The organism is Caballeronia sp. LjRoot34 (genome assembly GCF_964253815.1).
Taxonomy (GTDB): Bacteria; Pseudomonadota; Gammaproteobacteria; order Burkholderiales; family Burkholderiaceae; genus Caballeronia.
Genome location: NZ_CAXUSB020000002.1, coordinates 956,293 through 970,836 on the forward strand (window position 1 = coordinate 956,293; position 14,544 = coordinate 970,836).

The window sequence follows — 14,544 nt, forward strand, 5'->3', positions numbered from 1 at the left end:
AGTCGTTCCGAGCCCGGCGTGAGCTTTTCCGCTCGCGCTGAAATTATATGAGAACGGCCATCGGCCTATTTACTCGCCGCCCGTTAGAATTAAAAGACAAGCACATGAAACAACAAAAGCGTTCACTCGCTCTATCTCTAATTGTTTTCACTGGTTTGATGAACCCGGCCATGTCTGCTTTTGCAGACGATGATGATGTTGAAACACGTCATACTGAGGCACCTCCGAGTTCCCCGCCAAATTCCGAGGCGAATGCGCCGATCAGTAATCAGGCGAAGTCCCTGGGGTTTATCGAAGATTCACATTTTAACCTTCTGTTTCGCAACTATACCGAACACTTCGAATCAGAGGGTATCAAGAAGAAGGACGCTTCCGTTCTTGCCAATCAGGCGGTATTTGAATCGGGGTATACGCGGGGATTATTCGGTGTCGGTTTTGACGCGTCGTTGTTCAGTGCGTTCAAGCTGAATGGCGGTCAAGGCGCCGGTAACCGCGTGCATTTGAATCACGACGGGCAAAGCGGGCAGAATCAGCTTGCCTGGACCTACCCGGGCGTGTGGGACGTGAAAGCGCGGGTATCGAATACGGTTGTTAAATATGGTCAACAGTTATTCGATAGCCCCTTTCTCGTTCCTCACGATAACCGCGCATTGCCGCCCACCTACCGGGGAGTTTCCCTCGCGAGCGATGAGATCAAGAACCTGACGCTGAAGGCGGGGAGTGTGGACGCGGTGCTGGCACGCGGTCAGACCAGCGTCTCGTCGTTGTCGACCGAGTATGGTGGAACGCACTTCAGCCGCTTCACGTTTGCGGGCGGTGACTATACGCCTAACGACGATACAGCCGTGTCGTTATATGGAAGTCGTGCTGAAAATGTGTGGGATCAATATTATCTGTCGCTCTCGCGCAGTATTGGGGATCCGTCCCAGATCCGCTGGACGGGCGGTCTGACTTATTACTACACCCATGACGTTGGGCAGAGTCGCGAAGGCTCCATCAATAACCACGCGTATAGCTTGCTGCTCTCGGGTACGCATAACGCGCACACGGTAGCGGTGGGATTCCAGCAGATCGCGAGCAATCAGTTCTTCGATTATGTCGGCCAGTCCGCGGGCGATTATCTGGCGAATTCGTTGGACGTCGACTACAACGCGCCGCATGAAAAATCATTGCAACTCAGTTACACGGTCAACATGAGCGGGTATGGTGTTCCGGGTTTGAAAATGACGTTGTGGAGCGCGTATGGTTGGGGTGCGGATGCTTCGGACATGGCGAATCGGTACGCCGATTCTTCAAACGCCTTGCATGATCTCTACTGGAAGAATGGCGAGCCGGTTCATGGCACCCATTACGAGTTTGGCTTCATTCCTTCCTATACGTTTGGCTCTGGAAAGCTGAAGGGAACCACTGCAAAGTTCTATTACATGCATCACCACGGCAGCACGTACTATTCGGATTCCAGTAGCGATGTTTATCGTTTGATGGTGAACGTTCCGGTTAATGTTTTTTGAAGCGTGTTTTGAAGGTATTTTAAAAAATCGACGGTCATTGAATGGCCAAAAGGATGCGGTGAGTGGCGTGATGGGCGTGGCTCCACGGCATGCAACCCAGTCGATAAAGCGTGGATTTTCAACCGCGCGTTCAGCCCGCCAGGTGTGCCCCTCGGCGGGTTTTTGGGGCCTGGCGCTAAGAGGTTATTGCGGAATTGGTTTTCGTTCGCACTGGGGGGATGAGGTCCGCTGGCGTTTGGTGGTCAGGGGTCAGGGGTCAGGGGTCAATGCCGGGGTGGTCGGTTCTGGGGCTAGCGGTCGGAGTCTATGCCGGGTTGGTGCTTTCGGCCGTGGTGGTCTGCGAGAGTCGGATATTCTCTTTATCACTATTAGCCACTGTGCGTGGCGGCACGTCATTTCTTTGTCCAAAGCGACAAAGAAACGAAGCAAAGAAAACGCTTTAACCGCTCTACCCTAAGTGTCCACAGCGTGCAGTTTTCATTCATGGGTGCCCCAAAAGCACGGTGCTCGCCAGAGCCACGGATAGTTGAAACCCTCCTTCTCCGAACACGGATACCCACACGCTTCGCCACCAGTGATTGAACCTGCCAAGGGGCACCCCGCGCTATCCGCGGACGACCTCCCTCCAAATGTGTATGCACCTCGAATCACGCCGCCAACTACCAAATAATAAAGCCCCAAAGTATGTAAGGCCGTACCCGACGAAAATAACGGTGTAGGCCGCGTAGCCAATTCACCAAAGACTGAGGGAGTAAATACGCGTCACGTCGAGCGACTGTGGATCAAGCTGTGACCACGAGAAAAGCGAGCCGACCAAGCAGCCACCCCAAAAGACGCGTGAGGCCGTACCGGTTCCTTGGCCACACGTGCTTGCCCGAGAGCGTACGGGGCGAAGCGTGTTCGTGTCAGGATTCGCGAGAAGGAGGGGTTCACACATCCTTCGCTCTGGCGAGCACCGTGCTTTTGGGGCACCTATGAATGAAAACTGCACGCTGTGGACACTTAGGGTAGCGTGGTTGAAAGCGTTTTCTTTGCTTCGTTTCTTTGTCGCTTTGGACAAAGTTAGTATGACTTCCGTGAGCAGTAAGGGCTGGCCCCCGTGGCAGAGCTAAAACACGCGGGTTAGCATAGTGCCAGAGCCGTAACAGTGAGGGCGAACCCGTCACTCATAGGTTTTGTTTCCAACCCGGAGGCCAGCATGCAAAACGATATCACGTTATTTGTCGGACTGGATGTTCACAAAGACTCGATTACAGTTGCCTACGCGCTGGGCAGCGGCGAAGTCGAAGTGCTCGGCAAGATCGGCACGCGCTCTCGCGATATTGATCAGTTATGCAAAAAGCTTCAATCCAAGGCTCGCCACGTAAAAATCGTTTATGAAGCCGGTCCTCTGGGCTATGACCTGCAGCGCCGCCTCGCTGCCAAAGGCTTCGAGTGCATGGTGTGCGCCCCCTCGCTGATCCCGCGCAAAGCCGGCGATCGCGTGAAGACCGACCGCCGCGACGCGCTCAAGCTCGTGCGCTCACTGCGCGCGGGCGACCTCAGCGCCGTGCATGTGCCCACCGTCGAAGACGAAGCATTTCGCGATCTTGCGCGTGTCTGGGCCAGTACGCGCGATGCCCTCAAACGCGCCCGCCAAGCGTTAAAATCGTTCCTGCTCGCCCACGCCGTGCGATACGCGGGCACGGCGAACTGGGGACCGGCGCATCGACGCTGGATCAGCAAGTTCTCGTTCGGCAACGCATGGCAGGACCTCGCCTTCACCGAGTTGCGCCGCGCGATCGAAGACCGGTTTGCGCAGTGCGAGCGGCTTGAGTCGGCCTTGCGCGAAGCGGTGCCGCAGTGGCGCTTTTATCCCGCCGTGCTCGCCCTGCAAACCATGCGCGGCATCAAGTTCACCACCGCCGTTGGCTTGCTCTCGGAGATCGTCGATGTGACGCGCTTTGCCCATCCTCGGCAGTTGATGGCGTGGCTGGGCATAACGCCTTCAGAATACTCGTCGGGGGGCAGCCGGCGCCAGGGCAGCATCACCAAGACGGGCAATTCGCTTGCGCGAAAGTTGCTGATCGAGGCCGCCTGGAGTTATCGGCATACGGCCCGGGTGAGTCCCGAGATTCAGCAGCGTCATGAGGGCGTGCCCAAGGTGATTATCGATCGCGCCTGGGACGCGCAGTTGCGTCTGTGTGGGCGCTTTAGAAGAATGGTGGCGAAGGGCAAACTCAAAAACGTGGCGGTCGTCGCGATCGCTCGCGAACTCGCCGGGTTTATCTGGGACATCGCCCGTCTGGGCATGGAGCAGGCGATCAACAACTCCAGAGCGGCTGTCTAAACCAGCAAAAAACAGTTTTGCAATCATCGAAAAGGCAGTTTCCTGAAGGCGGCGTAGCCCGGCATCAGAGTTACCCGCGGCATTTCTTTGCAACGGCTTATCAACGGTTCACGCCGACTTGCGCACAAAGTTAGCGGCAGGCTCACGAGACGGATCACTGTAATGCGGTAACCAACCCGCGAATATCAGATTGATTCACCGTCGAGTGTTACTGCTACGCCGCCCTCAGGAAATTGTAGGAAGAGAAAAGATGACCACAGCTAAAAACACCTGTTGACACGGAAAGTCATATCAGAAATGACGTGCCGCCACGCACAGTGGCTAATAGTGATAAAGAGAAAATCCGACTCTTGCAGACCACTAACGCTGAAAGCACCAACCCGGCATTGACCCCGACCACTAACCCCAGAACCGACCGCCCCGGCATTGACCCCAACCGCTAACCCCAGAACCGACCACCCCGGCATAGACTCCAACCGCCGCCCCAAGATCCTGGCAATTCGGCACTGACCTCAACCACCAACTCCAACGACCAAAGCACCGCCCTAAGCCGCACCGGTAAACCCAAACCCCAAGTAGTGCGAACGAAACCCAATTTCGCAACAACTTCCAAGACCCTCTAACGCTGCACGCCCCAACGACGCACGGTGAGCCGTTCGAACGTATCGAACACCAGATGCTCGACGATCAGACCGATCACGATCACCGCCGCCAACCCTGCGAATACCTTGTCGGTATACAGCTCGTTACGATTCTGAAAGATGTACCAGCCGAGCCCGCCATTTCCGGAACTGGCGCCGAACACCAGTTCCGCCGCGATCAGCGTTCGCCATGCAAACGCCCACCCCACACGGAGCCCGGCCAGGATCGAAGGCAAGGCTGCGGGGACCAGAATCAGCAGCACATGCCGAAGCCCCTTCAGCCCGTAATTTCGGCCGGTCATGCGCAGCGTTTCCGGCACGGATTGAAAGCCGGAGTAGGTGTTCAACGCGAGCGGCCACAACACCGAATGCACAAGTACGAACAACAGGCTTCCCGTCCCCAGGCCGAACCACAGCAACGCGAGCGGTAGCAGCGCAATGGATGGCAAAGGATTGAACATGGCGGTCAGCATGGACAGCAGGTCGCGGCCAAAGCGCGTAGACACGGCAAGCGATGTCAGCACGAACGCCAGCGCCACGCCAAGCAGATAACCTCTCAACAGCACGGACAGGGAGATCGCAGTTTTAGCGATCAGTTCGCCCGACCAGATGCCTTGTACGAAGGCCGTCAATGTATCGGTGAAGGTGGGCAACAGCAGATCGTTGCCAACCGCTCGCGCTGCCGCTTCCCATATCCCGATCAACACCAGAGCGATCAACGCCTTGCGTAACCACGTCTGGTTGGAAAGCCGCTTGCCGAACGGTAACGGTACTTCTACGGCGACATCCTTTAGCGGTTCGGGAATCCGTTCGTATTCTTCGCGAACCGGTGGCACGAGCGCGGCAGGTTCCAACGAGGGGATGGTGGGCGTGCTCATTGAACCGCCCCCGTGTCTTCAAACAGCAATCGATGAATGCGCGCAACGCTTTGCTGAAAGTCGGTGCGCCCCGAGCTGTCCTTGTTGAACTGGTGGCTGTTCAATTCGGCGCGAACCCGGCCAGGATGCGGTGTCAGCAGCAAGATGCGGTTGCCGACAATCAGCGCCTCCTCGATCGAATGCGTGACGAACAGCAGCGTGAAACTTGCCTCTTCCCACAAGCGCAGCAGTTCCTCCTGCATCTTGCGGCGCGTGAGGGCGTCGAGCGCGGCGAACGGTTCGTCCATCAGCAACACGCGGGGTTGCATCGCCAGCGCGCGAGCGATCGCCACGCGCTGTTTCATGCCACCGGAAAGCGTGTGCGGGTAGGCATCGGCGAAAGCAGAGAGGCCAACCTTATCGAGGAAATGCAGCGCTTGTTCGCGCGCCTCCGCGCGGCTCAACTTCTTGCCTACGCGCAACGGAAACGCCACGTTTTGGAGCACGGTTTTCCACGGCGGCAACTGATCAAATTCCTGGAACACAACAATGCGATCCGTACCGGGACCTCGCACGGGTTTATCGTCGATCCGGATCGTTCCCGCGGTCGGTTCAATGAAGCCAGCGACCGCTTTAAGCAGCGTTGACTTGCCGCAACCGGATGGTCCGAGCAGCACGAAACGGTCGCCGCCATACACGTCGAAGCTGACCTCGTGCGTCGCGCGCACGATGCGCTCGCGGGTGCGGTACTCGAGGCTGACTTTATCGACGGTGAGAAGCCTGGCGCTCGTCGCGGGAGAATCACTGTGCCCGGGCGGCGGATAAAGAACGGTAGGATTGGCGGCCATGGCTGTGCGTATATGCATAAAACACGACCTTAGCGGCGCGTCGCGCGCGCGTGAACCAATCATTGCGCATATTCAAAACACGCCGACGCATAAGCGACGGTTTTGCCGTTCCAGTGCCGTAATCGTATGTTCGGGCGATGATCGAAAAAACGCCCGCTGGCGCTGCGGGCGTTGTTAAAACGGGGCCATGCGGCAGGCAGCTTCAGCTTCCGTTGCCGAGCGCCGGATCGGCGAAGAAATAGTCTTGCCATGACTTTGGCTCGTTCTTGATCGCGCCGACCCGGTACATGAACTGGGCGAGCCCAAGCGTATTTTGCGGCGTGATCTTGAACTGCGTGTCCGGGTTCTTGATGATCCCGATCAGCAGCTTGCGATCAATCCTGGCATTGTTCACGCGGATATAGGTATCCGCAGCCGCTTCCGGATTCGCCGAGACGAAACGCGCGGCATCCGCGAGCGCGGCGATGAATGCGCGATACGTCTTAGGATTGTTATCGCGGAATTTTTCGGTCGCGTAGAGCACGGTGGACGAGCCTGGGCCGCCGAGGACATCGTAGGAATTCAACACGATATGCGCTTTCGGATTGCCCGCCAGTTCCTGCTCCTGGAACGGTGGATTGCCAAAGTGCCCGGTGATCTCCGTCCCGCCGGCAATGATCGCCGCGGCGGCATCCGGGTGCGGAAGGGCTTGCGTCAGCTTGTCCAGGCGATCGTAGTCCTTGTCGCCCCAGCGCTTCGCGGCGGCGAACTGCAGCACGCGCGATTGCACGGACACCGATACCGCCGGCACCGCAATGCGGTCTTTCTCCGTGAAATCGGCGATGGTCTTCACGTTCGGATTATTCGATACGAGGTAGTACGGCAGGTTGCCCAGCGAGGCCACGCCCTTGACGTTCTGCTTGCCGTGCGTGCGATCCCAGATCGTCATCAGCGGCCCGATGCCGGCGCCTGCGATATCGATGGAACCGGACAACAGGGCGTCATTGACCGCCGATCCTCCCGATAACTTCAGCCAGTCCACCTTGATATCGATGCCGGCTTTCTTGCCTTCCTGTTCGATCAGGTTCTGGTCGCGCGCGACGTTCAGCAGCAGATACACCACGCCAAACTGTTCCGCGATTCTGATGGTGCCCTCGGCGTGCGCGGGCATGGCTGCGGCAAGCGACGAGATGGCGACGGATAAGGAAACAAACGCCGCAGTGAGCGAGCGCAGCGACGAACGGGAACCCCCTGGTCCCCGCCGGGAGAGGGACGCAAGTGAGAACGGAAGCGGCATCGAAAGTCCGAAGAAGTGTTTTTAGAATTGAATGTGAAACAGGGTCTAAGGACGCTCAGAACGGCGTATCGCCTTCGATTGTCGTTCGATACATCTTCCGGCGCAGATGGTCAGGCGTGCCCGCTGCGAGATGCATGAGGGAGCGGTTGTCCCAGAACACGAGGTCGTGCTCGCGCCATACGTGCCGGTAGATATGCTCGTCGCGCACGCTGTGTTCAAAGAGGGCTTGCAGCAGGTCGCGGCTCTCGTCTTCGGGCAGGCCGATCACGCGCGTGGTGAAATGCTCGCTCACGAACAGCGCCTTGCGGCCGTTTTCCGGATGCGTGCGAATGATCGGATGAACGACCGGTTTGACCTGCGCGATCTGTTCGGCGGAGAGGTTGGGGCGCCACGGGCTGCGCTTTTGCAACTCGGCGTATTTCGCCAGATAGGTGTGCTCGGCAGAGCGCCCCTCAACGGCGTCGCGGAGCGCTTGTGGCAGCGTATCCCATGCCAGATGCATGTTGGCGAACAGCGTGTCGCCGCCTTCCTCAGGCAATTCCTGTGCGTGCAGCAAGGAACCGAGGCTCGGTGTTTCCTTGTACGACAGGTCCGAATGCCAGAAATGCCCGGCATCGCCGAGACCAATCGGCTTGCCGTTTTCCATCACATTGGAGACGATCAGGATCTCCGGGTGGCCGGTCAATTGGAACTGATGCAGCACGTGGATTTGCAGCGGACCGAAACGGCGGCTGAAGCTGATTTGCTGGTCGGGCGTGATCCGCTGGTCGCGAAACACGACCACGTGATGGTCGAGATGAGCGCGGTGAATGCGCTTGAAATCTTCGTCGGCAAGCGGCTGGCTCAGGTCGAGACCTGTTACTTCAGCACCCAACGGTGAGCTTTCAAACGGCGTGATCTCGATGGTCTGGTGTGGGGATAAGGTCGTCACGCGGGACTCGTTAGTTCGATTAGGAGCGTCAATTCGGGGCGGGAACGCTTGAATTCAAGCGGCGGGATGCGCCAAAAAACACACCGCGCAAACCCTGGTTAGACCCCGAATCTAAAATCCTGTGCGAACAAGGTCAACGAACCAAATCCTATACGCTTATCTGTTTTAACGATAAACGGGCCGCTCCAGTGGAGGAGCGGCGATTCCGCCTCGCCAAACGATCAATGATTATGCGCCGGGTCGCTGCAATGAGCGCAACCCGCCGCGCTGTCATTCCACGACGACCCGAGGATCAGGCTGCAGAAATTGAGGCGTTTGTAGGTGGGGTCCTTGAGTGCGAGGACATCGGCCTTCACGTTGCCGAACGTGGTCTCCGGCTTCTTGATGGTGCCGTGAGCGAACGCATCGATGATCCCCTCCTTGAAGTTCACCTCACGCGGATGCACGGAGATGACCTGTTTGCGCTGGGACTCGGTGAACTCGTCGTAAGCGAGTCCGAGCACGTCCATCTCCACGCCCGCCGTGACCAGCGCGACCACCGGCTTCTTGTGCTGCGGAATGCCCGGCGTGGTGTGCAATGCGATTGAATCCCAAACCTGTTCTATGTCGTACTCGCCAATGCCATAACTCTTGAGGAAGTCGCGCGCGGCGTTTGCACCGTCCACTTCGAAGCGATCATTCGGGCTGCTGTACGCGTCGATCAAGCCCATGTCATGGAACATGGCCCCTATGTAAAGCAGTTCCGCGTCGTAGGCCAACTGACGCCGTTCGCCGGTCAGCGCGCCAAACAGGAACACGCGGCGCGAGTGGTTATACAGCAGGTCCGGCTCGGTATCGCGAACGAGTTCGGTCGCCGCGCGCGCCATGGCGCTGTCGGGAATGCGGATGCCTGCAATGGTGGTAGTCATGTTCAATGTTCCTTGAGTGTTGGGCTTCTCCACGATCCCGCGTTCGATGCCGAGAACACCTTGCTAAAATGCGCTGCTCGGGGCGGGTCATCGGGAGAAACGAAAGAGGGTGGACGACGAATTCAGTGTGGCCGCGCGCCGCCGCGGCCGCAATGTATTGGGTCCGTCGAAGTCTGCCAACCGCACGGCGTCTCCTGCCAAGCGCGTAAAACGCGTGAAAAAACAGCCCTTTCCGTGTGGCCGGAGTAAGCGCCAACTCTGTCGACCGCAATCAATTGCATGGGACCGGAGTAAAGCGCTGAAGCGCTAACTCCGGTCGACACGCCAACTCTGGACAAAGGAGCATGACTTCATGCGTAGCGTCGCTATCGCGATTTTTCCGCAAGTGCAGGCGCTAGATGTAGCGGGTCCACTCGACGTATTCGCCGAGGCGAACGGTTTCGTCGCGCCGGATGCGGGGTACGCGATCACGCTGGTCAGCGCGGACAATGCGCCGGTGCGCGCATCGAACGGCACCCGAATGCTGGCGGACACGACATGCGAGCAGCCGCAGCAGCGCTACGATATCGCCCTCGTGGCGGGTGGTCCCGGGCTGCCCTTCGATGCCCCCGATCCGCGCCTGAGCACGTGGCTGCGCGACGTCGCTTCTCGTTGCGAGCGCTACGGTTCGATCTGCACCGGCGCGTTCGCGCTGGGTCATGCCGGTCTGATCGATGGGCGTCATGTCACAACGCACTGGCAAAATGCGCCGCAACTCGCACGGCAATTTCCGCTGGCCCAGGTTGAGCTCGACCGTATTCATATTCGCGACGGCAACCTGGTGACATCGGCGGGCGTGACGGCGGGGATTGACGTTGCCCTCTCGCTTGTTGCCGAAGATCATGGCCCGCGTATTGCGCTCGCTGTCGCCAAGCGTCTGGTGGTATTTGCACAGCGCCGCGGCGGCCAGTCGCAATTCAGCCCGTACCTGAGTGCGCCTGCCGACGAGACGTCGCCCGCAGCCAAGGTGCAGGCGTACGTGATGGAGCATATTGGCGAACGCATGACGGTGGAAAAGCTGGCGCAGATCGCGGGCATGAGCGAGCGCAATTTCGCGCGCGCGTTCGTCGAGGCGACCGGAGTGACGCCGCATGATTTCGTGGAGCGCGCGCGTATTGATGCGGCGCGCAACGCGTTGGAAAGCAGCACGACGCCGTTGAAAACGATCGCGTACGAGTGCGGCTTCGGAACGGCGGACCGCATGCGAATTGTGTTCCGGCAACGCTTGGGGGTCTCTCCGAATGATTATCGTCTGAGCTTTCAGAAACTCGGAGCGGACGTTTGAGAATGGCTCACCGGCGCATGCTGCCTAGCCGTCATGTGTTCCAGACACTTCGGCGCGGACGACTTGATGCAACACACGAACGCACGTCACGCGCGGGGCGATGATCGTCTATGGCGAGGTCAAACCCCGGCCGAGCGTTTCGCGTTCTCGCTTACCGTATGCTGGACCACTTCATGCTCATGCAAGACACGAGCATCCGCGAGTGAGCTGCTGTCTTTTCGACACTCTCTGGACATGTCAAACCGCAACACAATGACCGGGGCCGCCCCACCTTCCTGTCAATCCGAGAGCGTTTTTCCTCATCTGGCCGACGCCATGGTTCCTTCTCGAATCGCTCGGAGCCGGTCCAATGAATCTGGAGATTTTAATGAAAGATGCTTATGAACGGCGTGCGCTATTGCTGCATCTTGGCGATGTGCTGGAGGCGCTGTCGTGCTTGTCGCGTAGCGACCGGCGCCACGCTACGCTCGGCGACGCGATTGCCCGTGAGGACTCGCTTGCCAGTTTCACATGGCTGGGATATCTCGATGCCGCCATGACGCCACAACAGGTGAACGAACGCGCGACCGCGGCATTTTTCCTCTGGCCGAAAACCCTGCTCGATGAAGACCTGAACCGGTCATTGCTGGCGTCGACGGTGCAGCATGATCTCTTCGCCGGCAATACCCGGGGGTGGGAGCGTTACGTCAAGGAGCGCAGAACCGACGTGGCATGGTTTGCGGAAGGTTTGCAAGCACCGTCAGACGAAGCCAGACCGGAATCGCGTTTTAGCCGCTGGCCGTGGCCGGCAGAGACCGGGGCATCCTGAGGCCTTAAAGTTTTTGCTCATGCCGCCTGTTCGCGCGACAAGACCGCCTGCAAAAAACTGCGCGTGCGGGCTTCGCGCGGCGCCCCGAAAATCTGTGCGGGCGGTCCCGCCTCGATCACGCTGCCATGGTCCATCACCACGACCGTGTCAGCCACATCGCGCGCAAAATTCATCTCATGCGTAACGATCAGCATGGTCATGCCTTCGCTCGCGAGAGCCTGCATGACCTGCAGCACCTCACCGACCAGTTCGGGATCGAGCGCGGACGTGGGTTCATCGAAGAGCATGACTTGCGGGCGCATCGCAAGCGCCCGTGCAATCGCCACGCGTTGCTTCTGCCCGCCGGATAAAGTGCCCGGATAAACGTCTGCCTTATGACCGAGCCCGACCTTCGCCAGCAGGGCGCGCGCCTGGGCGTCGGCCTCCGCCGCGCTCACGCGGGCCAGCGAGCGCGGCGCGAGCGTGACGTTCTCCAGCACGGTCAGATGCGGAAACAGGTTGAACGATTGAAATACCATGCCGACATCCCGGCGGATTCGGTTCAGGCCGTTCTCATCGATCATCCGGCCGTTGTCCACCAGCGCATGGCCACAGATCCGGACCGTGCCTTCTTCGGCCGTTTCCAGCCCGTTCAGGCAGCGCAGGAAGGTGCTCTTGCCCGAGCCGCTCGGCCCGATCACCACAATCACCTGAGACGGCTGCACGTCCATATCGATACCGTTCAGCACGCGGTTGGGTCCGAACGACTTCGCCAGTTGCCTGACTGAAACAATGGGCTCATTCATACTCATATTCACGGCCGTGCTCATGGTCAGACTCTCCCGTCGGCACGCAGCGATTTTTCTGTCTTGCGCAATACCAGCGACGTCGCGCTCGTCAGGATCAGGTAGATAAACGCGATCACTATGTACACTTCCAGCGACCGGTACGACACGCTGATGATCTTCTCGCCTTCGTGCATCAGGTCGTTGATCGTCAGCAGGGAGACCAGCGCCGAGTTCTTGATCAACGCGATGAACTCGTTGCCAAGCGGCGGAATCATGCGTACGAACGCTTGCGGCAAGATCACTTTGCGCATGGCCATTCGATAAGGCATCCCAAGCGATCGTGCGGCCTCCATCTGGCCACGATCCACCGATTGAATCGACCCTCGCACGATCTCCGACACATACGCGCCGCTATAAACGCCGAGTCCGAGCACGCCGCACGCAAACGCGGGCAGCATGATGCCGAACTGCGGCAGGCCGAAGAACAAGATGAAAAGCTGCACGAGCAAGGGCGTGCCGCGTATGAACGTGAGATAGGCAGTGCAGATGGCATAGACCACGCGGCGCTGCGGCGTGAGCCTGCCGATCCCGACTAGCAGGCCGAGCACGCAGCCAAGTACGAGTGAGCAGGCCGTGACTTCGACCGTCGTCGCAGCGCCGGTCGCGAGTGCTTCCCAGCCTGCCCATACGGGTGAAAAATCGAGCGTCATCGGTTACTCCGGTAAGGACCGCTGCGTTACTGCTTGCCGAACCACTTCGTGGTGAGCGCGTCGTAGGTGCCGTTGGCGCGCAATGTCAGCAGCGCCTTGTTCATCTGCGCCGTCAGCGCGGTTTCGTCCTTGCGCAGCGCGAAGCCGTACAGTTCGGTGGTGAGTCCCTTGTCGAGTACACGCACATTGGGTTGTACCTTCGCGTATTCCACGGCAGCGGGGCGCCCGGTGACCGCGGCATCGGCGCGGCCGATGTTCACCAGATCGAACATCTCCTGGTTCTTTTCAACTTCCACGCGCTGTACCTTCGGATAATTGTCTTTCAGGAAGGCGACCGATTTCGTGCCGACCTGCACGGTCACTTTCTTGCCGTCGAGATCCGCGGGCGTCTTGATCGACGTATCGTTCTTGCGCACCAGTACTACGAGGCCGCCCTTGTAGTATGGATCGGTGAAATCGACGACATTGCGGCGCTCGTCCGTCATGTAGATGCCCGACGCGGCGACGTCGAAGCGATTCGCGATCAACCCTGGAATCAGCCCTTTGAAGTCGATGTCCACCCATTGCACTTTCTTGCCCATGGTCTTGGCCATGGCTTCGATCAACTCGATATCGAAGCCCGTGCGTTTGCCGTCCTTGACGAATTCGAGCGGGGGAAAGGTCGCATCGGTCGCCACGCGGATGGTGTCATCGGCGGCGCGGGCGGCGGGCGCGGCGGCCACGCTAACGACAATAGCGAGCCCGAGGGCGGAGAGTGCCTGGATCAGTTTCATGCTGGTTTCCTTGGATAGCGTGGACCACGCAAAGTTGAAAATAAGGGGTTCAAAGCTTGTAGCCGATGCGATCTGCGGCAGCGCGCGTGAGTTGCGCCAGTTCGGCTTCACGTCCCGCAATGCGAGCAACGGGCGCCATCAAGGTAATGGTTCCTTCCAGTCGTCCCGCATCCGATATAAGCGGGGCGCTCACGCCCCATACGCCTATATCGACTTCACTCTCGCTCGTCGCAAATCGCCGGCGGCGAATCTCCTCCAGTTGCACCCGTAGCGCGGCGGCGCTTTCAGCGTCGTCGGGCGCGCTGCCGGCGATCAGGACATCGGCCTTGGCTTCGGGCAGGAACGCGAGCAGTGCTTTCGCCGAGGCGCCGCGTGTCAGCGGATGCGCGCGGCCACGGGCGAACGAGCAGCGCAGCGGCTGGTCGCTTTCAATCATTGAGAGACATACGACGGCGTCGTTGATCGGTACAAGCAAGCCGACACTCTCGCCGGTCCTTTGCACGAGCGCCTGGATCTCATCGCGGCTTTGGGTGACGAGCTGCGCGTTCTGGTCGAACCCCCACGCGAGTTGTACGCTGGACGGACCCGGTTCGAACAGGCCGGAGTTCGCATGCTCCTGCAAGAGTCCCCACTGCTTGAGCGAGCCCAGCAGCCGGTACACAGTGGACAAAGGCGCGCCAATATCCGCGGCGATCTGCTTGGCGCCGATCGGCCGCCCCGCACGTGCGACGCTGGTCAGCGCGTGCAGGACGCGATCGATGACGGAGGAGGATTCGGCCGGATGCTTCATGACGGAAGTTTCACTCGCCAATTCTCAAAAAAAGAAATCAATTCTTATCAGATGAGAAAATGACCCGACGA

Annotated in this window: 13 protein-coding genes; 4 read left to right on the top strand and 9 right to left on the bottom strand. The window is 59.1% G+C overall.

From position 1 onward, the window contains the following. Positions 1-47: 47 nt before the first annotated feature. Positions 48-1,511, top strand: a complete 1,464-nt coding sequence (locus ACSQ36_RS23910; RefSeq protein WP_436183837.1) for an OprD family outer membrane porin — start codon at positions 48-50, stop codon at positions 1,509-1,511. A gap of 1,198 nt (positions 1,512-2,709) precedes the next feature. Next, positions 2,710-3,840, top strand: coding sequence for an IS110 family transposase (locus ACSQ36_RS23915; RefSeq protein ID WP_436180774.1), 1,131 nt, complete (start codon positions 2,710-2,712; stop codon positions 3,838-3,840). A 619-nt stretch (positions 3,841-4,459) separates the two neighbouring features. On the opposite strand, the gene ACSQ36_RS23920 is transcribed toward ACSQ36_RS23915, so the two are convergent. From ACSQ36_RS23920 to ACSQ36_RS23940, 5 genes are all read right to left on the bottom strand, one after another. Continuing rightward, positions 4,460-5,359 carry an ABC transporter permease gene (locus tag ACSQ36_RS23920; protein ID WP_213762233.1) on the bottom strand — a complete coding sequence of 300 codons (900 nt, stop codon included), beginning with the start codon at positions 5,357-5,359 and terminating at the stop codon, positions 4,460-4,462. After that, positions 5,356-6,186 (bottom strand): ABC transporter ATP-binding protein, encoded by an 831-nt coding sequence (locus tag ACSQ36_RS23925; protein ID WP_436183838.1) that lies wholly within the window; start codon positions 6,184-6,186, stop codon positions 5,356-5,358. The genes ACSQ36_RS23920 and ACSQ36_RS23925 overlap by 4 nt, the downstream gene beginning before the upstream one ends. 202 nt (positions 6,187-6,388) lie before the next feature. After that, positions 6,389-7,462 (bottom strand): ABC transporter substrate-binding protein, encoded by a 1,074-nt coding sequence (locus ACSQ36_RS23930; RefSeq protein ID WP_436183839.1) that lies wholly within the window; start codon positions 7,460-7,462, stop codon positions 6,389-6,391. A gap of 55 nt (positions 7,463-7,517) precedes the next feature. Next, the gene (locus ACSQ36_RS23935; protein ID WP_436183840.1) at positions 7,518-8,393 is read right to left on the bottom strand and encodes a TauD/TfdA dioxygenase family protein; all 876 of its coding nucleotides are present in this window, start codon (positions 8,391-8,393) and stop codon (positions 7,518-7,520) included. A gap of 221 nt (positions 8,394-8,614) precedes the next feature. Further along, entirely contained in the window at positions 8,615-9,301 is a 687-nt protein-coding gene (locus ACSQ36_RS23940; protein WP_436183841.1) for an HD domain-containing protein, read from the bottom strand. A gap of 352 nt (positions 9,302-9,653) precedes the next feature. Between ACSQ36_RS23940 and ACSQ36_RS23945 the strand changes: the two genes are divergently transcribed. Together ACSQ36_RS23945 and ACSQ36_RS23950 are read left to right on the top strand one after the other, a co-directional pair. Beyond that, positions 9,654-10,625: a GlxA family transcriptional regulator gene (locus ACSQ36_RS23945; RefSeq protein WP_436183842.1), complete on the top strand. Its 972-nt coding sequence runs from the start codon at positions 9,654-9,656 to the stop codon at positions 10,623-10,625. A 367-nt stretch (positions 10,626-10,992) separates the two neighbouring features. After that, positions 10,993-11,433, top strand: a complete 441-nt coding sequence (locus ACSQ36_RS23950) for a hypothetical protein (protein WP_436183843.1) — start codon at positions 10,993-10,995, stop codon at positions 11,431-11,433. Between the two features lie 17 nt (positions 11,434-11,450). Here the strand turns inward: ACSQ36_RS23950 and ACSQ36_RS23955 are convergent, their stop codons facing one another. Genes ACSQ36_RS23955 through ACSQ36_RS23970 form a run of 4 tightly spaced genes read right to left on the bottom strand, consistent with a single transcriptional unit; the run spans position 11,451 to position 14,473 of the window. After that, the gene (locus ACSQ36_RS23955) at positions 11,451-12,242 is read right to left on the bottom strand and encodes an amino acid ABC transporter ATP-binding protein (protein ID WP_436183844.1); all 792 of its coding nucleotides are present in this window, start codon (positions 12,240-12,242) and stop codon (positions 11,451-11,453) included. Between the two features lie 2 nt (positions 12,243-12,244). Next, positions 12,245-12,910: an amino acid ABC transporter permease gene (locus tag ACSQ36_RS23960; protein WP_436183845.1), complete on the bottom strand. Its 666-nt coding sequence runs from the start codon at positions 12,908-12,910 to the stop codon at positions 12,245-12,247. Positions 12,911-12,936: 26 nt separating this feature from the next. Then, positions 12,937-13,683, bottom strand: a complete 747-nt coding sequence (locus ACSQ36_RS23965) for a transporter substrate-binding domain-containing protein (protein WP_436183846.1) — start codon at positions 13,681-13,683, stop codon at positions 12,937-12,939. 49 nt (positions 13,684-13,732) lie between these two features. Next, complete coding sequence (locus ACSQ36_RS23970) at positions 13,733-14,473, bottom strand: IclR family transcriptional regulator (protein ID WP_213762243.1); 741 nt, start codon at positions 14,471-14,473, stop codon at positions 13,733-13,735. Positions 14,474-14,544: the final 71 nt, after the last annotated feature.

What these genes read in the sequence shown, in the direction of transcription:
- ACSQ36_RS23945 (WP_436183842.1), top strand. Translation starts at nt 9,654, where the DNA reads ATGCGTAGCGTCGCTATCGCGATTTTTCCGCAAGTGCAGGCGCTAGAT.
- ACSQ36_RS23970 (WP_213762243.1), bottom strand. Translation starts at nt 14,473, where the DNA reads ATGAAGCATCCGGCCGAATCCTCCTCCGTCATCGATCGCGTCCTGCAC.
- ACSQ36_RS23960 (WP_436183845.1), bottom strand. Translation starts at nt 12,910, where the DNA reads ATGACGCTCGATTTTTCACCCGTATGGGCAGGCTGGGAAGCACTCGCG.
- ACSQ36_RS23965 (WP_436183846.1), bottom strand. Translation starts at nt 13,683, where the DNA reads ATGAAACTGATCCAGGCACTCTCCGCCCTCGGGCTCGCTATTGTCGTT.
- ACSQ36_RS23940 (WP_436183841.1), bottom strand. Translation starts at nt 9,301, where the DNA reads ATGACTACCACCATTGCAGGCATCCGCATTCCCGACAGCGCCATGGCG.
- ACSQ36_RS23950 (WP_436183843.1), top strand. Translation starts at nt 10,993, where the DNA reads ATGAAAGATGCTTATGAACGGCGTGCGCTATTGCTGCATCTTGGCGAT.
- ACSQ36_RS23925 (WP_436183838.1), bottom strand. Translation starts at nt 6,186, where the DNA reads ATGGCCGCCAATCCTACCGTTCTTTATCCGCCGCCCGGGCACAGTGAT.
- ACSQ36_RS23930 (WP_436183839.1), bottom strand. Translation starts at nt 7,462, where the DNA reads ATGCCGCTTCCGTTCTCACTTGCGTCCCTCTCCCGGCGGGGACCAGGG.
- ACSQ36_RS23955 (WP_436183844.1), bottom strand. Translation starts at nt 12,242, where the DNA reads ATGAGCACGGCCGTGAATATGAGTATGAATGAGCCCATTGTTTCAGTC.
- ACSQ36_RS23910 (WP_436183837.1), top strand. Translation starts at nt 48, where the DNA reads ATGAGAACGGCCATCGGCCTATTTACTCGCCGCCCGTTAGAATTAAAA.
- ACSQ36_RS23920 (WP_213762233.1), bottom strand. Translation starts at nt 5,359, where the DNA reads ATGAGCACGCCCACCATCCCCTCGTTGGAACCTGCCGCGCTCGTGCCA.
- ACSQ36_RS23915 (WP_436180774.1), top strand. Translation starts at nt 2,710, where the DNA reads ATGCAAAACGATATCACGTTATTTGTCGGACTGGATGTTCACAAAGAC.